Annotated in this window: 16 protein-coding genes; all 16 read left to right on the forward strand. The window is 44.5% G+C overall.

From position 1 onward, the window contains the following. Positions 1 to 31 precede the first annotated feature (31 nt). The 16 genes from CLV81_RS00780 (at position 32) to CLV81_RS00855 (ending at position 20,422) form a co-directional block, all read left to right on the forward strand. Positions 32 to 493 carry a universal stress protein gene (locus tag CLV81_RS00780; protein ID WP_106143171.1) on the forward strand — a complete coding sequence of 154 codons (462 nt, stop codon included), beginning with the start codon at positions 32 to 34 and terminating at the stop codon, positions 491 to 493. Between the two features lie 71 nt (positions 494 to 564). Then, positions 565 to 1,980, forward strand: a complete 1,416-nt coding sequence (locus tag CLV81_RS00785) for an NAD(P)/FAD-dependent oxidoreductase (protein WP_106144846.1) — start codon at positions 565 to 567, stop codon at positions 1,978 to 1,980. Next, a complete protein-coding gene (gene nhaA, locus CLV81_RS00790; RefSeq protein WP_106143172.1) occupies positions 1,973 to 3,313 on the forward strand; it encodes a Na+/H+ antiporter NhaA in 1,341 nt (446 codons plus the stop codon). Before CLV81_RS00785 ends, nhaA begins: the two co-directional genes overlap by 8 nt. After that, positions 3,310 to 4,323, forward strand: a complete 1,014-nt coding sequence (locus CLV81_RS00795) for a type II glyceraldehyde-3-phosphate dehydrogenase (RefSeq protein ID WP_106143173.1) — start codon at positions 3,310 to 3,312, stop codon at positions 4,321 to 4,323. Before nhaA ends, CLV81_RS00795 begins: the two co-directional genes overlap by 4 nt. A gap of 9 nt (positions 4,324 to 4,332) precedes the next feature. After that, positions 4,333 to 5,394: a class I fructose-bisphosphate aldolase gene (locus CLV81_RS00800; RefSeq protein WP_106143174.1), complete on the forward strand. Its 1,062-nt coding sequence runs from the start codon at positions 4,333 to 4,335 to the stop codon at positions 5,392 to 5,394. Positions 5,395 to 5,410: 16 nt separating this feature from the next. Then, positions 5,411 to 6,781, forward strand: a complete 1,371-nt coding sequence (locus CLV81_RS00805; protein WP_106143175.1) for a dicarboxylate/amino acid:cation symporter — start codon at positions 5,411 to 5,413, stop codon at positions 6,779 to 6,781. Positions 6,782 to 6,788: 7 nt separating this feature from the next. Then, on the forward strand, positions 6,789 to 8,483 hold the full coding sequence (locus CLV81_RS00810; protein WP_211297977.1) for an alpha-amylase family glycosyl hydrolase: 1,695 nt from the start codon (positions 6,789 to 6,791) through the stop codon (positions 8,481 to 8,483). Positions 8,484 to 8,526: 43 nt separating this feature from the next. Further along, a complete protein-coding gene (locus tag CLV81_RS00815) occupies positions 8,527 to 9,423 on the forward strand; it encodes an alpha/beta fold hydrolase (protein WP_245911875.1) in 897 nt (298 codons plus the stop codon). A gap of 62 nt (positions 9,424 to 9,485) precedes the next feature. Next, positions 9,486 to 12,026 carry an alpha-glucan family phosphorylase gene (glgP, locus tag CLV81_RS00820; protein ID WP_106144849.1) on the forward strand — a complete coding sequence of 847 codons (2,541 nt, stop codon included), beginning with the start codon at positions 9,486 to 9,488 and terminating at the stop codon, positions 12,024 to 12,026. 24 nt (positions 12,027 to 12,050) lie between these two features. Further along, a complete protein-coding gene (locus CLV81_RS00825) occupies positions 12,051 to 12,272 on the forward strand; it encodes a hypothetical protein (protein WP_106143176.1) in 222 nt (73 codons plus the stop codon). Positions 12,273 to 12,286: 14 nt separating this feature from the next. Continuing rightward, positions 12,287 to 13,585 (forward strand): acetate/propionate family kinase, encoded by a 1,299-nt coding sequence (locus CLV81_RS00830; RefSeq protein WP_106143177.1) that lies wholly within the window; start codon positions 12,287 to 12,289, stop codon positions 13,583 to 13,585. A gap of 126 nt (positions 13,586 to 13,711) precedes the next feature. Beyond that, entirely contained in the window at positions 13,712 to 14,680 is a 969-nt protein-coding gene (locus CLV81_RS00835) for an ATP-dependent 6-phosphofructokinase (RefSeq protein ID WP_106144850.1), read from the forward strand. A gap of 7 nt (positions 14,681 to 14,687) precedes the next feature. Continuing rightward, the gene (locus CLV81_RS00840) at positions 14,688 to 17,045 is read left to right on the forward strand and encodes an MFS transporter (RefSeq protein ID WP_106143178.1); all 2,358 of its coding nucleotides are present in this window, start codon (positions 14,688 to 14,690) and stop codon (positions 17,043 to 17,045) included. Beyond that, a complete protein-coding gene (locus tag CLV81_RS00845) occupies positions 17,042 to 18,124 on the forward strand; it encodes a site-2 protease family protein (RefSeq protein ID WP_106143179.1) in 1,083 nt (360 codons plus the stop codon). Before CLV81_RS00840 ends, CLV81_RS00845 begins: the two co-directional genes overlap by 4 nt. After that, positions 18,124 to 19,404, forward strand: coding sequence for an MgtC/SapB family protein (locus CLV81_RS00850; protein ID WP_245911877.1), 1,281 nt, complete (start codon positions 18,124 to 18,126; stop codon positions 19,402 to 19,404). The genes CLV81_RS00845 and CLV81_RS00850 overlap by 1 nt, the downstream gene beginning before the upstream one ends. A gap of 22 nt (positions 19,405 to 19,426) precedes the next feature. After that, positions 19,427 to 20,422: a 2-hydroxyacid dehydrogenase gene (locus CLV81_RS00855; protein ID WP_106143181.1), complete on the forward strand. Its 996-nt coding sequence runs from the start codon at positions 19,427 to 19,429 to the stop codon at positions 20,420 to 20,422. Positions 20,423 to 20,445 lie beyond the last annotated feature (23 nt).

Genomic DNA, 20,445 nt, shown 5'->3' on the forward strand with positions numbered 1-20,445 from the left:
ATAAGATTTATGAACAATTAGATATAAGAAGATGAAAATAGTATTGGCAATAGATGGCTCCAAATTCAGTAGAGCCGCCATTAATGAACTTGCAGCAATGCGCTTGCTGGGGGGCACTGAAGTATGTATACTAAGTGTTTTTGAAAATCCTTTGCTGACCGCTCCTGGAGCAGCTACCCTTGGTAGTCCACTTGGTAATTATTATGAAGAAGCGGTGTCCAATGCACGAAAGTCAGCGGAAACTATTGTGAAAAATGCAGCCAAATCAGTTAAGGATAAGAACCCTGAAATCTCAATAACCACCGAAGTTATCCATGGCCTTCCGAAAAGCGCCATTCTCGAAAAGTCAGAAAACTTTGGCGCAGACCTTATTGTTGTTGGATCCCAGGGCCATGGTGCATTTTCCCGCTTTTTGCTTGGTTCGGTCTCCCAATCCATTGCCATGCACGCCAGTTGTTCGGTTCTGATTGTTAGAAAAAAAAGTGAAAAATAAGTTAGTGTATAATTGCTATCAAAAGCTATACAAATACGCTTATGGCAAAAAACCTTAAAACCCAAATGGGCATGAAGAGTAATTGCATACCGGAAAACAGTACAGAGGCCAGTTGCATAGTAACAGATTCGGTTTGTCTGCCCAACACCGTACTGCCGCGTATCGTGGTGGTGGGTGGTGGCTTTGCAGGGCTGGCCCTGGTAGAAGGCCTTAAAAACAAGGAGGTACAGGTCGTGCTGATAGACCGTAACAACTTCCACCAGTTTCAGCCCTTGTTCTATCAAGTGGCCACCAGCGGACTTGAACCGGACAGTATCGTATTTCCCTTCAGAAAACAGTTCAAGGGTTATGGTAATGTGAGCTTCAGACTGGCCGAAGTGACGCAAATCGAACCCGCTTCCAACACGGTTGTCACGGATAAAGGCAAGCTCACCTACGATTATCTGGTCTTGGCCATCGGAACAAAGACCAATTTCTTCGGTATGGAAGAAGTGGAAAGAAATAGTTTGGGCATGAAGGATATCCGGGATTCCCTCAATATCCGCCACATGATGTTGCAAAACTTGGAGCAGGCCGCGATTACTTGCGATGAGGATGAGCGCGATGCGCTGACCAATTTTGTGATTGTGGGCGGAGGCCCTGCCGGGGTCGAAATGGCAGGTGCCTTGGCGGAATTCTGTAAGTACATCCTGCCAAAAGACTATCCAGAGTATCCGAATACTATAATGAACATTTTCCTCATTGAAGCGCTGGATGAACTCTTGGCTTCGATGTCCGACAAGGCTTCGATAAAAACGCTTCAGTATCTAAAAAATCTCAATGTGCAAGTGTTATTGAACGAGGCCGTCAGCGGATACGACGGCAATGTGGTATCAACCAAAAGCGGAAGGAAAATTAGTGCCAAAAACCTGATTTGGACGGCAGGCGTAACAGGCCAGATTCCAGAGGGCATCAATCAAAAACATATAATTAAAGGGAACCGTTTAAAAACGGATACCCATCTAAAAGTCGAGGGTATGGATAATGTTTTCGCCATAGGGGACATTGCCGGGGTAATCACAGACGAGACCCCGAAAGGGCATCCACAGGTAGCCCAAACCGCCATACAACAGGGCCGTCATTTGGCAAAAGTGTTATTGAACACCGTTCAATCAAAGCCTTCCAAACCCTTTAGGTACAAGGATAAAGGTTCATTGGCCACTGTCGGTAAAAGAAAAGCGGTCGCTGATTTAGGGAAGCTCCACTTCGGGGGGTATGCTGCCTGGCTTTTGTGGTCCGTTGTTCACTTGCTTTCCATCAGTGGGTTTCGAAACAAATTTTTGGTGGGCTTCAATTGGGCCATCAGTTATTTTACCTATGAAAAAAGCAACCGGGTAATCATAAGAAGTTTCAAACGTGATGCTTATATGAAAGCCTCCTTAAAATATAGTTCCAATAATGAATTGGAAAAGGATGTAAATCCCAAAAAATCCAGCATCGATGCCTAGACTCGACTCAAATAGGGGTATTAAAAAATTCTTCGGCAGCTCGGCCAAAGGACTCAATAACAGTGGCATTGTTCTCTTTATCACTGTTGTTATTGCTATGGTGTGGGCCAACTCGCCATGGAAGGGGTATTATATCGACCTAATGCAAACCGAAATTGCCTTTAGCGTGGGTACACTTCAGCTATCGGAGTCGCTACTGTTATGGATAAACGACGGCTTAATGGCCTTTTTCTTTCTACAAGTCGGTTTGGAGTTGAAACGTGAAATAATCGGTGGTAAACTGTCGTCCCCCAAGGATGCAATACTGCCCATCGGTGCAGCAATAGGTGGTATGGTGTTCCCTGCCCTTATTTATTTTATGTTCAACAACTCGGGCGAAGCTTCCAATGGTTGGGGCATTCCGATGGCCACGGATATTGCATTTTCATTAGGGGTTCTGGCCCTTGTCGGGAAAAGACTGCCTTCTGCATTGAGAGTTTTTCTTATTACGTTGGCCATAGTGGATGATTTGGGCGGTGTCTTGGTCATTGCCCTTTTCTATACCTCCGGTATATCCGAGATGGATCTACTACATGGGTTATTGTTCTTCGGAGCTTTGATCATCGGCAATTATGCGGGAGTGAGAAGCACTTGGTTCTATGCCATTATTGGTATCGGCGGTGTTTGGCTGGCCTTCTTTTTTTCAGGAGTACATCCAACCATTGCCGGGATTCTGACCGCATTTGCCATTCCTGGTAGGGTAAAAATTAAGGAGAATACCTTTTTAGAGCGTTTAGACCGTTTGCATAAGAGATTTCAAGAAACCAAGTCTATAAAGGGAACACTTATCTCAAAAACGCAATTGGAGATATTGGAGGATATAAAGACTGCAAGTTCCGAGGCCGAAACTCCACTTCAAAAATTGGAAAGGACTTTAAACCCAATAGTGGGCTTTGTAATTCTTCCCTTGTTCGCTTTGGCAAATGCCGGAATACATCTTCATGGAGATTTGTTGAAAGTACTATCCAGCCCCGTTAGCTTGGGGATTGGTCTAGGTCTCATTTTTGGCAAGTTTATCGGTATTACTGCTTTTTCAAGACTACTCGTTGCATTTAAACTCGCCAAGCTTCCGGAAAACGTGAATTGGAACATGATTTATGGGACAGCCTTTCTTGGCGGTATCGGTTTTACCATGTCGTTGTTTATAAACGAACTGGCTTTTAGAGACGAGTCCCTAATATTTACGGCCAAGGTAAGCATCCTATTCGCTTCATTGACAGCGGGGGTAATGGGTGCTCTATTATTATACAGAAACAGTAAACAATTAAGAACAGTTAAACATAAAAGAACATGAAAAACATTGCAGTAGTAGGATACGGAGTTATCGGAAAAAGAGTAGCCGATGCCATTAATGTACAAGATGATATGAGCCTTATCGGGGTTTGTGATGTCATCAGCGATTGGCGCATACAAAACGCTGTAAGAAAGGGGTATGATATCTATGCCGCAACTGTAGATGCCGAAAACGAAATGAAGGCCTCAGGTATTACGGTAAAGGGTAACATGCAGCAGTTACTGAAAAAAACCGATCTGGTAGTAGATTGTACCCCCAAGAACATCGCCGCAAAGAATGTGGAAATATACAAAGGGCAAGGGATCAAGTTTATCGTACAGGGAGGGGAAAAACACAAGACCACAGGCCACTCCTTTAGTGCCGAGAACAATTATAGCACTGCGGTAAATCTAGATGCTACCCGGGTGGTTTCCTGTAATACCACATCTATCTTGAGGACATTGACCGCTTTAAAAAGGGCAGATCTGTTGGATTATGGAAGGGGAACATTATTAAGAAGGGCAACCGACCCGTGGGAAAGCCACTTGGGAGGTATTATGAACACCATGGTACCGGAAAAGGACATACCCAGCCATCAAGGTCCCGACGCGCAAAGTGTCGATCCGGATTTGGATGTCATTACTTCTGCGGTCAAAGTTCCCGAAACCCTAAGCCATATGCATTACTGGAACGTTAAGCTACGAAAAAAAGCCTCAAAGGAAGAGGTATTGAACGCCCTCAAAACCTCAAGTAGAATCAAGTTTATTCACTATGATCAGGGTCTGGTCTCCAACAACACGATAAAAGAAATGTTTATGGACATGGGCAGACCATGGGGCGATATGTACGAGGTGGCCCTATGGGAAGACATGCTCAAGGTTGTGGGCGATGAACTTTTTTATGCCTACGTGGTAGACAATCAAGCGATTGTAATCCCTGAGACCATTGACGCCATCAGGGCACTCACAGGCATTGAAACCGATGCACACAGATCCATCGAAAAAACCAATGCAAGTTTAGGAATCGGATAAAATTTCATTATGAAAACGTATGATAACATAGTCGCGCATTTAGGGGACAAAGCATCTTTCTATTTAGATCATGTAAGCCAGAAGGTCACCAAGGATGAACTGCGGTTGCCCGATAAGAATATTGTGGACAACGTATTCGTCAATAGTAATCGAAGCCCACAAGTGCTTCGTAGCCTTGCCCAATTGTACGGGCATGGCAATCTAAGAGATACTGGGTATCTGAGCATCCTTCCCGTAGATCAGGGCATTGAACATAGTGCCTCTTTTTCCTTCTTTAAAAACCCCGATTATTTTGATCCCGAGAACATTGTAAAGCTCGCCATCGAAGCCGGTTGCAACGGTGTGGCCTCCACTTTCGGGGTGTTGGGCCTTTGTTCTCGGAAATATGCGCATAAAGTCCCCTTCATTGTCAAGATAAACCACAATGAGTTATTGTCCTATCCCAACACTTATGACCAGAACCTGTTCGGAAAAGTCATGGAAGCGTGGAACATGGGCGCGGTTGCCATTGGGGCGACCATTTATTTTGGGTCCCAGGAAAGCAATCGACAGATAAGGGAGATTGCGGAAGCCTTTGCCGAGGCCCATAGCCTTGGTATGGCCACAATTTTGTGGTGCTACACCCGTAACGATGCTTTCAAAACAGACAAAGAGGACTATCACACCGCCGCGGATTTAACGGGTCAGGCCAACCACCTAGGGGTAACGATACAGGCCGATATCATCAAACAGAAACTGCCCACGACCAATTTTGGCTTCAAGAACCTGAAATTCGGCAAGTTTGATGATGCCATGTACGAAACACTGACCACGGAGCACCCCATAGATCTATGCCGGTTGCAGGTGGCCAATTGCTACATGGGCAAAATAGGTTTGATAAACTCAGGTGGCGGTTCACAAGGCGAGTCAGATATGTCGGATGCGGTCAGAACTGCGGTCATCAACAAAAGGGCAGGCGGAGCAGGATTGATCTTAGGGAGAAAGGCCTTTCAAAGACCTTTTAAGGACGGTGTGGAATTATTGCATGCCGTGCAGGGCGTTTACCTTGAAGAAAGAATAACAATAGCATAAATCATCTGATAAAAGAATGCTGGATACGGAAATAAAATCATTAAAATCATTAAACCACGGCCTACAAAGGTTGGTTGAGAACCGGCTATGGCTCAAAGTTATCATTGCTTTGTTTCTTGGTGTTGGAGTAGGCCTGTTGTTAAGTCCCCAAAACGGTTGGATCACCAAAAGTACCGCCGATGTTCTGGGGAATTGGCTGGCCCTGCCGGGCATGCTCTTTTTGAAATTGGTCCAGATGATCATGATACCACTGATCGTGGCCTCCATCATCACCGGCATAGCGAGTAACGACAAGGAAAATCTGAAAAGATTGGGCGGGGGCGTACTCTTATATTTTATATCGACAACGATTATATCGGTAACCATAGGTACGGTTCTGGCCTTGATCTTTAGACCGGGAAAGTTTCTCCACCAACAGGCGGAAGTCGATCATGCAAATGCTTTGGCCAATACGGACGAAAGTACGGAACTGTCGTTTGGAATAAACGATATACCGAATGCCATTACCGATCTACTGCCTGAAAACCCATTGGCCTCGATGGTCAGTGGTGAAATGTTGAGCATTGTGATTTTTACCATTATAATCGGGGTTGCCGTATTGTCGCTACCTGACGATTTGCTCAAACCTGTCAAGCTGCTCTTGGGTGCCGTACAGGAAATCTGCATGACCGTGGTCAAATGGGCCATGTTGTTGGTACCCATCGCAGTATTTGGTTTAATGGCGCAACTTACATCCAGTGTTGGTCTAAACTCCCTTTCAGGTTTGGGCTTTTATGTGCTCGTGGTACTGATAGGGTTATTCCTTTTGGTAGGTGTTTACCTGTTATTGGTAAGTCTATTGGGCCAGAGCAATCCGTTTAAATTTTTGAGAAAGATCACGGATGTTCAACTATTGGCATTCTCGACCACGAGTTCTGCTGCAGTGATGCCCCTTTCCTTAAAAACAGCGGAAGAAGAGCTCAAAGTGAACGGCTCCATCAGCAATTTCATTATTCCGATAGGGGCTACCGTGAACATGGATGGTACGGCACTTTACCAAACCATAACGACTTTGTTTATCGCTCAGGCTTATGGCCTTGAAATGGGCCTTCTGAATATTATTGTTGTCGTGGTCACCATAGTTGCTGCCTCCATCGGCACCCCTGCCATACCCGGTGGCGGTGTGGTGATTTTGGCTTCCGTTTTGTCAAGTGCCGGAATACCGGCTGAAGGCATTATCATAATTATAGGGGTAGAGCGCTTGCTCGGCATGTTCAGAACTGCGGTCAATGTTACCGGTGACCTAACGGCCTGTATGGTTTTCAACCGTTTTTATGGAGCAAGATCACAAGAAAGCAAAGAGGTAGATATAACTACAAATACACCATATTCCAATGTGAATGTTTAAAAACGAGATGATGTTAAAATCAATTGACGAAATAGAACTTTCACCTCGCCCAGACAAGAAATATTGGGTAAACTGCCATAGGGAATGGCGTGAGGAGATCATTTACTTTCTTATGGTTGACCGGTTTCATGATAGCAATGCACGGCACTCAAAGAATTTCGATATCCGGCACCCTGGTTTCGGGAATGAAGATCAATTGCGAAGGCCCTTTGGCGGTACTCTTAAGGGGATTATCAACAACATTGACTATATCAAAAACTTGGGCTGTACGGCCATCTGGCTAAGCCCCGTGTTTGAAAACAATCCAGAGTCCTACCATGGCTATGCCATTCAGAATTATATAGATGTGGACAAACGCTGGGGCACAAAGAAAGACTTGGAAAAACTCGTTGACAAGGCACACGGGCTTGATATACGGGTCTTTTTGGATGTCGTTCTGCATCATTCTGGCGATAATTGGTCCTATCCCTTTGATTACAGCTATTATTATTTCAAAGGAGAGCGTTTTCCGTTGGGTGATTGGCGAGAAAAGGAAAGACCGATACCCCTTGAACTGAGAAATCCCGAAATGTATAACCGTAAAGGGCTGATCAAGAATTTCGATGCGTATCCCGAGACCCAGGAAGGAGACTTCTTTACCTTAAAAACATTTCGGAACGATGGTTCCCCCGCCAGTGAAGACTTACAGGAGCTACTGGCCAAAATCCATTGTTACTGGATACGTGAGGTGGATGTTGATGGTTTTCGTTTGGATGCTGTCAAACATATGAAAGGGCAGGATATCAGCCGTTTTTGTTCGAGGATTCGGGAATATGCTTACTCTTTGGGCAAAAGAAACTTTTTCCTGTTCGGTGAAATTATCGGCAACGATGAAATGAGCAATCCCTATATAGGCCCTAAAGTACTGCCTGAAGACCGTAACATCTATTATGGGCTTGATTCTATCTTAGATCACCCCCTGCACAGTGTCTTGGCAGAAGTGATAAAGGGCAATTCATCACCGAACCTATTGATACGGCGCTATGAAGAACTGCGAAAGAATGCCCTTCACCGTGGCGAGTATGGCGAATTTCTGGTGACCTATATCGACGACCACGACCAGGTTGGGATGGATTTTAAGCACCGCTTTGGCCACAATGCCGCTCCCGAGCAAATTGTTGCGGGCATGGGCTTTCTCATTTGTGCCCTTGGCGCTCCATGTATTTATTACGGTACCGAACAAGGTTTTGAGGGCAACGGTACTGATGATCGATATATCAGGGAGGGCATGTTCAATCCCGATGATAAGGAGACCAACGTATTGAACCAAGGGTCATGGCTATTCAAGAGAATTTCGGTCTTGGCACATCTTAGGCAAAGGGAAGCCATTCTAAAATTCGGTAGAATGTATTTTAGGGAAACTTCAGAAAATGGGCTCGATTTTCGGTTTCCAGATTGTGAACAATGTCTTTTGGCATTTTCAAGGATCCTTTATCAGGGCGAGATACTTGTCGTCTATAATTCTTCTCCAAAGAATACCAAAGAAGAATACGTAACCATAGATAACGCTATCAACAAAGAAAATCTTCTTATGGAATGTATCTATGGGAACAAGAAAAAAGTCAAAATCGAAAAAAACACAGCTTTAGAAACCGATCGCCTTTTCATTAAGGTAAAACTAAGACCCATGGAGTTTTTGATCTTCAAGAACAATTGGGTGTAAGAAAAAACGAGGTCGGGTTCGACATAGGATAATGAAACATGCAATGATGAAAATAGCGAAAAAGACCTTTTGGGCAGTATTGGCGATTGTGGCACTCATCATGTCGGTAGCGGGATACCAATACCTTACGGTCGCCGTAGCTCCTGAATATGATCCAGAAACCATGCCCTTGAACTATGAAATAGTGGGTTCGGGAGATAAAAACATGGTCTTGATCCATGGTCTGGCAGGTTCAAAAAACTATTGGAAAAGGGGTTTGGAACAAATTACCGGAACGCATAGACTTCTTTTGGTCGATTTGTTGGGCTTTGGCGACTCTCCCAAGCCCCAAAGCGAATATACCCTCGAAATTCAACTTACGGCCCTTGAAAAGGTCATCTCGGCAGAGGGGTTTGACAAAGGAGGGAGCCTTATTGTCGGTCATTCCATGGGAGCCATAATATCGCTGGCATTATTCGAAAAACATCCTAACTGGTTTAAGGGAGCGACCGTAATCGGCTTTCCCGTCTTTGAAAGCAGAGATCAATTTTTGGAACAGATGCCCGATGGTTCTTATTTTGATACGCTCGCTGTAGGCCGATATGGAAAATTGTTCTGTATGCTACACCCCTTATACATTGTTAAATGGTTCAAGCCCGAAAATCTGACCGATGACGTTTTTGAAGACTCAAAAAAACATACTTGGCAGAGCTATTACAATTCGTTGAACGAAGTAATTCTCAACACAAATTTATTTGTACTTGCCAAAAACATACGTGACCGGAAGATCCTCTTTATCCAAGGCACAGACGATAAAATGGCACCCTACGTAAATGTAGAGAATTTTGCAAGGCCATTTACCAAGAGTAAGTTAATGCGTGTGGAGAATGGTGACCACCAACTCTTTCTAAAAGAACCCTTTAAGGTTTGGAAAGCGATAAGCGATTTTTTTAATCATTAACCGCAATGAACAATATTGGAAGAAATGTAAGGACAAAATGAAAATGTAAGAACAAAATGAAAATGAAAGAACAAAAAAATCATATTGATCAACCCTACGGATTGATACACACTGATGTCGAGGGAATCGATGACCTTTTGGAGCTTGCCCTGAACATTCGCTGGTCATGGAACCATGCCTCGGATAAACTATGGCAACAATTAGACCCCGAACTTTGGAAACTTACCCAAAATCCATGGGTAATCTTGCAGACCGTTTCACGCGACCGGCTTGAGGGGCATTTGAACGATCCAGAATTCCGGGCGAAAATCAAAAGCCTTTTGAATGAGAACGAAAAAGCACTATCGGCCCCGAACTGGTTTCAACAAAACTATGCCAAGACCCAGCTTAAGTGTGTTGCCTATTTCAGCATGGAGTATATGCTGAGCGAGGCACTGCCCATTTATGCAGGCGGCCTGGGCAACGTGGCCGGAGATCAGTTGAAATCGGCAAGTGACCTGGGCGTACCGGTCGTGGCCGTGGGGCTACTCTATGCCAAAGGGTATTTCCGTCAGGAAATCGACAAATTTGGCTCACAAAATGCCTTGTTCCCGCACAATGACCCAGGGCAATTGCCTGTTACACCCTTACGCCTACCCAACGGGGAGTGGCTTCGCATAAAGTTATCGTTGCCCGGTCACCCGCTATGGCTAAGGACATGGCAGGTACAGGTAGGAAGGTCAAAGCTATATCTATTGGATAGCAACGATGCCGCCAATTTGCCCCTCCATCGTGGTATTACCGACGAGCTATATGGAGGTGGCCCCGACCATCGCATAAAACAAGAGATTGTTCTGGGTATCGGGGGCTACAAATTACTTGAGGCCCTGAATATCCAGCCAGAAGTATGCCATATGAACGAAGGCCATGCAGCCTTTCTCGTGCTGGAACGTGCCAACGATTTCATGAAGATGAACGGAACTTCTTTTGAACGGGCACTTGCCGTTACCCGGGCAGGCAACCTGTTTACGACACATACGGCGGTCGCGGCCGGTTTTGATCATTTTAGTCCAATGCTAATGGAACAGTTTCTTGGCCAATACGCCAAAAACGAATTGGGTATCGATTTCAATGACCTGATGGCCTTGGGCAGGGCAGATTCCAATAATCATTGGGAGAGCTTCAACATGGCCTATCTGGCCATTCGCGGTAGCGGTGCGGTGAACGGCGTCAGTCGTTTGCACGGCGAGGTTAGCAGAAATCTTTTTCGAAATCTCTTTAAGCGATGGCCGATACAAGAAATACCTGTTGGCCATGTCACCAACGGGGTTCATATGCCCTCTTGGGATTCTGAATATGCGGACAAGGTATGGACGACAGCCTGCGGAAAAGATCGCTGGCGGGGCGAACTCGATGACCATTCGGCACATATTTCTAAGCTATCCGACGGAAAACTTTGGGAGTTTAGGAACCAATCCAGAAATCGTCTTGTCGATTTTATAAGGGAAAGGTTTGAGAGACAGGCAATAGTCTCGGGCCTACCATCTGAAGTGGTCGAAATCGCCGACCAAGTTCTTGACCCGGACACATTGACCTTGGGCTTTGCCCGCCGGTTTGTGCCTTACAAAAGACCGGATCTCTTATTGTACGATCCCGAACGTTTGGTCCGAATTCTGACCAATTCGGAACATCCGTTACAATTGGTTTTGGCCGGCAAAGCGCCCCCATTTGATGAAGCGGGAAAAGGGTTGATACAAAAGTGGGCGCAGTTCATCCAACAACATAATTTGTACAGGCATGTCCTTTTTCTAAGTGATTATGACATGATGTTGACGGAAAATTTGGTCCAGGGCGTTGATGTATGGCTCAATACCCCGAGACGGCCTTGGGAAGCCAGTGGTACCAGTGGCATGAAAGTACTTGTAAACGGTGGCCTCAACTTATCGGAACTGGACGGTTGGTGGGCCGAGGCATTCACCCCAGAAGTGGGCTGGGCATTGGGTGATGGACAAGAACATGGTGATGACCCTGCTTTGGATGCTGCCGAGGCGATAGCTTTATATGAAATTCTGGAGCAACAAATAGTACCCGAATTTTATTCACGTAACAAAAAAGGCATCCCTGAACAGTGGGTAGGGAGAATGCGAAAAAGTATTGCGACCCTAACGCCCCGTTTTTCGACCAATCGAACGGTAAGGGAGTACACAGAACAATTTTATCTGCCTGCAGCAGAAAAATACAAGAGGCGTGCGGCAAAAAAGGGAGCTGCGGGAAAAAGGATTTTAGACACGCAAAACGAACTTATGAAAAGATGGGATACCATAAAGTTCGGAAAAGTTCAGGTTGAAAGTGAGCGCCGTAAACATCATGTTAGAGTACCCATTTGGCTGAATGGTATTGACCCCAAGCATGTTCAGGTAGAACTGTTCGCAGAAGGTGTTAACGGCAAAACGCCCGAAAGAAACACGATGAAATTTGATTGGATGGGCGAAGAAGGGCAACATAACTTTTACGCACAGCTAAATACTGACCGGCCAATTGATCACTACACGGTTCGTATTGCACCGAACTACGAAAGCGTGTCCGTGCCGTTGGAGAACAACTTGATACGATGGCAACATTAAAGTAAATTTCAAATAATTGAAGAAATGAAAACACTGGAATATCACGAAACCATATTAAAAAAGGTCAGCTTCGACAAGAGGTTGTTGAGGATGGAATTGAAAAAGGCCGTTCGCAATACCACTTGTTCCGAACAGCCGGCCCTTCTCGAATGGTGCGGGGAGCACCTTGGCGAGGAATACAAAAAAATGGCTGCCGATTTTATGGAAAACAAGAGCTGTGCTTTTGAAGATAACGATAACCAATAAAATCACAAGTTAAAATGTACCTGCAAAACCCACTCCTTTTAACAATCAGTGCCGGGCCATCAAATATTAGGTTCACAATGTATGAAATGGCCGAAAATCCCGTGAAGGAACTTTTTGGTGATATTCGTCACATCGGATCCGGCAAAGAGGTTTTCAGAGTTACCCACGTTAAAGGCAATGAAAGGGAAAATTCACGGACATACGCTCCTGGCTTTTATCAAGCGACCGTTTTTTTAATAGGTTGGCTAAAAAACCAACCCGGCTTCGATCGTATTGGTTACATAGGACACAAGATAACATATGGATTGAACTATCCTGGGCCGAAAGTAATCGATACCGCCCTATTGAACGAACTGAAACAGACTGCGGACTATAATATTCCTACCTGTCTTTCAACTGAGATTGAGATTGTTGAAACGTTCGCAATGCGATTTCCGGCCTTACAGCAGGTAGCTTTTTTTGATACCAGTTTTCTGGTGAACTTGCCCAAGGCTGCCAAGATACCCCCTTTCATTCCAAGGCATTTTGAACGGGCACGCACGCACGGGCATGGCTTTCATGGGCTATCGTTTTCCCATATCATGATAGAACTTAAAAAAAGGATAGGTATTCAAAAAGCCAATGGAAGGCTCATTCTTGCACATCTTGGCAAAGAGGCCAGTATAACTGCCATCAAGGAGGGCAAGAGCATAGATGCCGGCATGGGGTTTACACCATTGGGTGGGTTCGTCATGGGTACAAGAAGCGGAGATTTAGATCTTGGCGATTTTGCGCATTTACTGAAAAAAGAACGGATGGGGGCAAAACGGCCCAACAGCTTGACAGATGATGAGGGCGGTTCGCCAAAAATTTCCGAAACAAGTACCGATATACTTGATTTACTTTTAAAAGAAGATGTTGACCGAAGGGCAACGGAAGCTGTAACTTTATTCTGCTATCAAGTAAGAAAGTGGATCGGGTCGTTTACCGCTGTCTTGGGCGGTTTGGATGTGCTGGTTTTCTCGGGTGACATCGGTGAAAATTCTCCAATAATACGATCCAGGATTTGTCAAGGACTTGACTTTTTAGGTATTGGGCTCGATGAAGGACAAAATAGAAAAAATTCATCTAAAATCTCTAAAGAGCACAGTAAAGTGCTGGTCATGGTAATTCATGCCGATGAAGAATTGGTTATTGCAGAGAGCTTGGCCAATCAATATTTTAAAGATAAAAGTGATGATAAAGTAATTTCACCTCAAAAGAGGGGAGGGCAAAAAAGGCCGAGGGTTTCCACTCGAAAAAATATTGACAAATTCACCATATGGGATGGGTAAACAGAATATTCCGGTTTCCCTGTTCCGATCCGGTGGTAAATATCCGTTTGTCAGAACGAAGCGTTGAAAACCGGGCTGGGTGATTTTCTTGTAATGTACCTGTAAAAAATTATGAAGAATAAGAGTATGAAGACTATTAAACACATAGGCGTATTCACATCTGGGGGCGATTCCCCGGGAATGAACGCCGCCTTGCACGGGGTGGCCAAAACGGCTGAGATGAACAACCTAAGGCTCAGCGGTTTTAAAAAAGGCTATGAAGGCCTAATCGACGGTGACCTAGTACAGTTGGATTCCAGTCAACTGAAAAAGAACGTTCACAGAGGCGGCACATTGTTGAAAACAGCAAGGAGCAAGCGATTTTTGACGTTGGAGGGAAGACAACGAGCTATGCAAATTCTTGAAATGAACAAGGTCGATGCCCTGATTGCTATAGGTGGTGATGGTACCTTCAAAGGGCTATTGGCATTTTCAGAAATCTGTGACCTGCCGTTCTTGGGCATTCCCGGCACCATCGATAATGATTTGGCAGGTACCGATTTTACACTCGGTTTCGATTCTGCAGTGAACACCGCAATTGAAAACATTGATAAGATCAGGGATACGGCGGAGTCCCATAACCGAATATTTCTGATAGAGGTAATGGGCAGGGACTGCGGGTATATTGCCATCCATTCCGGATTGGGTACGGGGGCAGATGCCATTCTGATACCTGAAAGCGGGCATGACTTTATTCAATTGTTGGAAAAGGCGGGAAGCTACGATCGTGAAGAGGCCTTTGTTGTGATTGTTTCTGAAGGGGATGAACTAGGGGTCGAGCCGGCAGCCAAAAAGATAAAGGAAATAAACCCTGAAGTGGACTTGCGCATTGCCAAACTGGGCCATGTACAACGCGGTGGAAACGCCTCGGCATTTGATCGAATGTTGGGCATACGGCTCGGCACTGCTGCCGTAGAGGCACTTTTACATGGAAGAAAGAATGTCATGGCGGGAATCTTGAACAACCAACTGAGCCTTACCCCGTTTGACCAAGTGGTAAAGGAACATCAAGTGAACGATGAACTGCGGAGTCTCTTGAAAATTTTCGGAAGCTAAAATTACAATGAAAAGAGCGGCGACCAACATAGCGATTATTTTCTTGCTGACTGCGGCTACCATAGTCTTCGAGATAAGTCTGTCAAGACTGTTTTCGTACCTTCTTAGTTTTCATTTCGTACTCATTATCATTGCATTTTCCATACTGGGTTTGGGTATTGGCCAGATAACGTATGCCAAATATTCCAAGATGATTAATCATTCATGGCTTTGGTGGATGGCACTACCGTCCGTCACGATGTTTCTCAGTTTTGCCCTTTTGCTCAGCCTTTCACAATTGGGCGTTTCGTCGTCCTCTGATTTTGGCCTGCCCATTTTTATATTCTTGTCAACTATTCCGTTCATAGCCATCGGAATAGTCTATGCCCATATTTTTGAAACGGATAATCGGTATGTGTCAACCTTATATGCCCTAGATCTTATAGGGGCGGCCACAGGTGCACTCACCTCCGTTTTTTTGCTCAACACGTTTGGCTTGGTACAGGTGGTGGCAATTGCAATTGGGTTACTGCTGCTGGCCCTGGTAGTAGCCTTGATAGCGCACAAGAACCGTTATTCAAAAATACTGGGGCCCTTAGTGCTTGGCGTTATTTTTCTAATGGGATTTGCAAAAGATGCCCTGAACTTCACTATACCCGTTGCCAAAGACCCGTCCAAGGATTTGTACCGATTGATGGCCAACCCCGCTTTTAAAAGCGAAAAAATCGAAAGCCGCTGGAGTGCTTTTGGTCAGACGGATCTTGTAAAGTTCACATATCCTGATGGTACCATGTCCAAATCAATGTTTATAGATGCCGCTGCGGGAACCAAAGTTATCGATATCGATGAACTTGCAAAGGATACTGTTAAAATGAGAAAAGTATTATCCGGATTTCCGGCCGTATTTGCTTTGAACTTTTTAAGCGAAAAGGAAAAGGATTCGGTGCTGATAATAGGTCCCGGCGGTGGAATAGATATTGCCACAACATACTTCATGGGCTTTAAATATATCGAGGCAGCAGAGGTCAACCCTTCCTTTGTAGCATTGATGGAAAAATACAATCCCTCTACCTTCCTCGATAAGGAGAACATAAAGGTACATGTGAACGAAGGAAGAAATTTCATAATTGAGAACAAGGGAAAATTTGATGCCATCATGTTGACCATTCCGGTGACCAAAAGTTCAAGGGGCACCGATTTCTACGGTCTTACCGAGAATTATCTGTTCACCATGGAGGCACTTGCCGATTATTTGGATGGTTTAACGGAAGACGGGGCCATCTATTTTACGATGCACGGAAGGCAGGAGGTATATAAAATGCTGGCGAACTTTTTGGAGCTTCAGGACCGGATGGGGGTCAATCAAATAGAGGCGTTAAAAAAGGTGTATATCTATTCCGACGAAATGAACCCTGTATTGGTCATTAAAAAGAACCCTTTCGAACAAAAAACAATGGAGGAGGCACATAATACCACACACTATTATGGATTGGACAAGGAACCGTTTTATTTTCCGAATATCAGACAGGAAAGTTTGGATACCATCGTGCAGAACGTAAACTATCAATGGTTCATGTTCGACAAACTGTTGTACGATATCTCCAACGGATCTTATGCGTATGATGAACTTTGGAAAGCCGCTTCCATAAACTTGAGTCCGGTTTCCGATGATTCCCCCTATTTTTTTAATTACAACAATGGCCTACCCGATGCCATGACCACCCCTTTATGGCTTGGTCTGTTCATCATCGGGTGGTTCATTTTCAATCATATGAACGGATGGAAATCGGTCTCTTTTTCAGAAAGCACCTCTTTATATATGCGAAGAAAATTTAGGACCTGGGCACTCGTGTCCTTTTTATTGGGGTTCTCATATATCCTCGTACAGGGATATCTTTTTCAGGTACTCAACTTAAAACTTTCCAATCCATCACAGTCTTTTTCATTGCTGCTTTTTACATTTTTGTTGGGCAATGGCTTGGGCAGCCTTGTGACGGGGGCTTTCAAAAAAAATCTTTCCCGAAAGCTCATCACATACACGGTCTTGATTATTTTGGTTTCCTTACTAACCGTTTACGTACTGCTCCCTATATGGTATAAACAACTATCTGAATTCTGGATCGCCCTATTTTTGCTGCTTCCGTCTTTCTTTATAGGAATCCCTTTTCCGGTATTGCTGAAAACGGCCTCCTCCCTGAAAGAGAAGAAAAGCATTCCCTATTTATTGGGTATATCAAGCGTGGCAGGCGTTGCCGCCTCGATCTTTGCCATTGTCATCTCCATCCTTTACGGTTATAGATTTGTATTCCTTCTTGCCCTGTTAGGATACGGTTTGGTGATAGTGCTGGCGTACAGATCAAAAACCCTTAAAATACAGAACACATGAAAAAATGGTCCCTCTTTATTGGAAGCTATGCGGGCATCAAGGTCTTCGTCCACTGGACGTTTTGGATCATTGTCGGATGGATATTCATGATGCATTTTGAAATGGGCCATGGTTGGACAGAAGGCATAAAGGGAGCATTTTTCATCATCGTTCTCTTTGCTTGCGTTGTCCTACACGAATTTGGCCATGCGCTCGCGGCCAAAAAATATAATATCCCAACGCGTGATATTACGCTCTATCCCATTGGTGGCGTCGCCAGTCTCAATAGAATGCCGGATAAACCTGCCCAGGAACTGGTGGTGGCACTGGCCGGCCCTGTAGTAAATATTGTGATTGCTGGGATCCTTTTTGTTCTTCTCTACGTTAACGATGAACTGTTGCCAATTTCGAAAATAGACCACATGAGCGGTGAAGATTTCTGGTTTAACATCATGGCTGCCAATGTGATCCTAGCGGTCTTTAATTTGATACCAGCTTTTCCAATGGACGGTGGAAGAGTGTTGAGGGCACTATTGGCATTCAGGTTAGATAAGCTGAAAGCAACGACCATTGCCGCACGGGTAGGCCAGTTTTTAGCCATAATATTCGTTTTTCTTGGTTTTTTCTCTAATTTCTGGTTGGTTTTTATTGGCCTGTTCATCTATCTAGGTGCCGGAGTCGAGCAAATGCACGAAAGTGGCAAATCTGCTCTGGTCGGATTTACCGTAAAGGATGTTTTGATTGCACAATATACCTGTTTATCGCCCACGGAAACCTTGGGAAACCTGGTGCAGATATTGCAAAGTACCCAAGAAGAGGTTTTTTTGGTCACAGAAAATAATCATGTGCATGGCGTGCTGACACGAAAGGACCTGATCAAGGGGCTTTCCTCATATGGCAATGGTTCCTATGTATCCGATCTTATGAGAAAAGATTTTGTAACAGTAGACACAAATATGCCCCTACAGCAGGTGTACGAAAAGCTCATGTCTAACAATTCCCAGTTTGCCACGGTCTTGGATGACGGGCAGCTAAAAGGAATTGTGACCCTGAAAGGAATTAATGAAATGATAATGGTTACAAGGGAAAGAAAAAAATAATGCAAACACATCAAAACATAAGTGAGCTATTAAGCCCCTACATTCTGGGGGTACTCCTAAGCACGGGTATAGGTCTTATCCTTGGACTGGAAAGGGAATATGACAAGCTAAAGGATGAGCAGGGGTTTGCCGGTATTCGAACATTTCCGATAACGGCCATAATCGGTTTTATGTTGGGCAGTTTGAACGAGACTTATACCCCTTGGCTTGTCATTGTTAGTTTGGCGACCATTATTTTGTTCTTTGCCATCAGCCATTTGTCCATTGTGCAGAAACATTCCATGACCGGTAATACCACAAATCTCGCTTTGATTGCCACATTTATTCTTGGTGTTATGGTTTCGGGCCATTTGTACAAAGAGTCTATTGCCACGGCCGTAATTGTGGTTACGTTGTTATCGCTCAAGACCACCTTCCGCTCGTTCATAAAGAATATCACATCCGAAGAACTGTTTGCCTTTATCAAATTCTCAATCATTGCCCTTTTGATATTACCGTTTCTGCCCGATAAGGATTATGGGCCAGAGGGCCTTCTGAACCCTTTTGAGATAGGGGCTATTATAGTCATTGTTTCCTTTTTGAACTTCATCGGCTACTTTTTGGTCAAATATGTTGGATCAAAAAAGGGAATCTTGTTGACGGCTATTCTGGGCGGTTTAATATCGAGTACGGCGGTAGCTTGGATCTATGCCTCCAGAAGTAAGGAGTCTCCCGAGCTTTCAAAAAAATACGCAGCGGGTATCATTATAGCTTCGGCAATCATGTTCCCTAGACTTGCGGCTCTTGCCTATATTTTCAATATTGCTATCCTGAGCTATCTTACAATTCCCTTTGCCCTGCTTACGGTGGTCTGTCTCGTAGCTTCCCTGCTTTTGATACGGAAGGATGACGATCAGCCGAACACCGACATCAATTTGGGGAATCCGCTTAACATCTGGAATGCGATCGGTTTTGGCGGCATCTATGTGGCCATCCTGTTCGCGGTTTTTTATGGAAACAAATTTTTTGGCGAAAGTGGCCTTTATTATTCGGCATTGATAGCAGGTTTGGCCGATACCGATGCGATAACTATCAGCATGGCAAAATTTGCCTTGCAGAATGAAAAGCTGATTTTGGCATCGAATGTCATCATTGCAGCGACCCTGAGCAATATGACCGTGAAATTGGGCATTACCTTTTTCAAGGGCTCTAAAAAAACAGGGCGACTAGTGGGCTATGCCTTTGGGGCGGTCGTCTTTTTGGGCATCCTTTATATTGTACTTAATTCTTGGATAAATTGAGATCTTAATAGCAGAAACCAAAATGAAAACAGCCGTATTCAGCACACACGAATTTGAAAGACCATATCTAATTCGCACCAATGGTAAAAAGCATGACCTTACTTATTATGAGGCCAGACTTACGGAAAAAACAGTGTCACTCGCAAAAGGACACAAGGCCATATGTCTTTTTACCGGCGATGACGCATCTGCGAGCATCATGAAAAAATTAAATGAATTTGGTGTCAAATACATAGCACTCCGTTCCGCAGGCTACAACCATGTTGCCGTTGAAAAAGCGGAAGACTTAGGTATTACGGTGGCCCGGGTACCCGCATATTCCCCCTATGCCATTGCCGAACACACCATAGCGTTGATACTTGCATTGAACAGAAAACTGATTAGGGCCCATAATAGGGTCAGGGACATGAATTTCTCGTTGAACGGGCTCACAGGGTTCGACCTGAATGGCAAAACGGTCGGGATATTGGGTACCGGGAAAATTGGCAAAGTACTCATCAAAATCTTATATGGCTTTGGCTGCAAGATACTGGCATACGACCTGGAGGAGGATAAGGAATTAAAAGAAATGTACGGCGTACGTTTTACAGACTGCCGAACACTCTGTAGTGAAGCCGATATCATCAGTCTTCATGTTCCCTTAACCCCTGAAACGAGGCATATCATCAGTGCCGAACAAATCGAACGCATGAAAAAAGGGGTAATGCTTATCAATACGAGCAGGGGCGCGCTGGTCGATACCAAAGCGGTCATAGAGGGACTGAAATCAAGGAAAATTGGCTATTTCGGTATTGATGTGTATGAAGAGGAAGAAGGGCTGTTCTTTGAAGACCATTCCGACGAGATTTTACAAGATGATGTAATTGCCCGATTAATGACCTTCCCCAATGTCTTGATTACCAGTCACCAGGCTTTTTTGACCAATACGGCCCTGACCAACATTGCTGAAACCACCATTTATAACCTTGATTGTTTCGAAAATGGAACCGTTTCAGGAAATGAAATAAAAACGAAGTGAAACAACCCATAAAATCCTAGTTA

It is taken from the genome of Flagellimonas meridianipacifica (genome assembly GCF_003001695.1).
GTDB classification, from domain to species: Bacteria; Bacteroidota; Bacteroidia; order Flavobacteriales; family Flavobacteriaceae; genus Flagellimonas; species Flagellimonas meridianipacifica.

Coding starts and splice junctions, on each gene's coding strand:
- CLV81_RS00785 (WP_106144846.1), top strand. CDS start 565: ATGAAGAGTAATTGCATACCGGAAAACAGTACAGAGGCCAGTTGCATA.
- CLV81_RS00855 (WP_106143181.1), top strand. CDS start 19,427: ATGAAAACAGCCGTATTCAGCACACACGAATTTGAAAGACCATATCTA.
- CLV81_RS00850 (WP_245911877.1), top strand. CDS start 18,124: ATGCAAACACATCAAAACATAAGTGAGCTATTAAGCCCCTACATTCTG.
- CLV81_RS00835 (WP_106144850.1), top strand. CDS start 13,712: ATGAAGACTATTAAACACATAGGCGTATTCACATCTGGGGGCGATTCC.
- CLV81_RS00840 (WP_106143178.1), top strand. CDS start 14,688: ATGAAAAGAGCGGCGACCAACATAGCGATTATTTTCTTGCTGACTGCG.
- CLV81_RS00830 (WP_106143177.1), top strand. CDS start 12,287: ATGTACCTGCAAAACCCACTCCTTTTAACAATCAGTGCCGGGCCATCA.
- CLV81_RS00810 (WP_211297977.1), top strand. CDS start 6,789: ATGATGTTAAAATCAATTGACGAAATAGAACTTTCACCTCGCCCAGAC.
- CLV81_RS00795 (WP_106143173.1), top strand. CDS start 3,310: ATGAAAAACATTGCAGTAGTAGGATACGGAGTTATCGGAAAAAGAGTA.
- glgP (WP_106144849.1), top strand. CDS start 9,486: ATGAAAGAACAAAAAAATCATATTGATCAACCCTACGGATTGATACAC.
- CLV81_RS00825 (WP_106143176.1), top strand. CDS start 12,051: ATGAAAACACTGGAATATCACGAAACCATATTAAAAAAGGTCAGCTTC.
- CLV81_RS00800 (WP_106143174.1), top strand. CDS start 4,333: ATGAAAACGTATGATAACATAGTCGCGCATTTAGGGGACAAAGCATCT.
- CLV81_RS00805 (WP_106143175.1), top strand. CDS start 5,411: ATGCTGGATACGGAAATAAAATCATTAAAATCATTAAACCACGGCCTA.
- nhaA (WP_106143172.1), top strand. CDS start 1,973: ATGCCTAGACTCGACTCAAATAGGGGTATTAAAAAATTCTTCGGCAGC.
- CLV81_RS00815 (WP_245911875.1), top strand. CDS start 8,527: ATGATGAAAATAGCGAAAAAGACCTTTTGGGCAGTATTGGCGATTGTG.
- CLV81_RS00845 (WP_106143179.1), top strand. CDS start 17,042: ATGAAAAAATGGTCCCTCTTTATTGGAAGCTATGCGGGCATCAAGGTC.
- CLV81_RS00780 (WP_106143171.1), top strand. CDS start 32: ATGAAAATAGTATTGGCAATAGATGGCTCCAAATTCAGTAGAGCCGCC.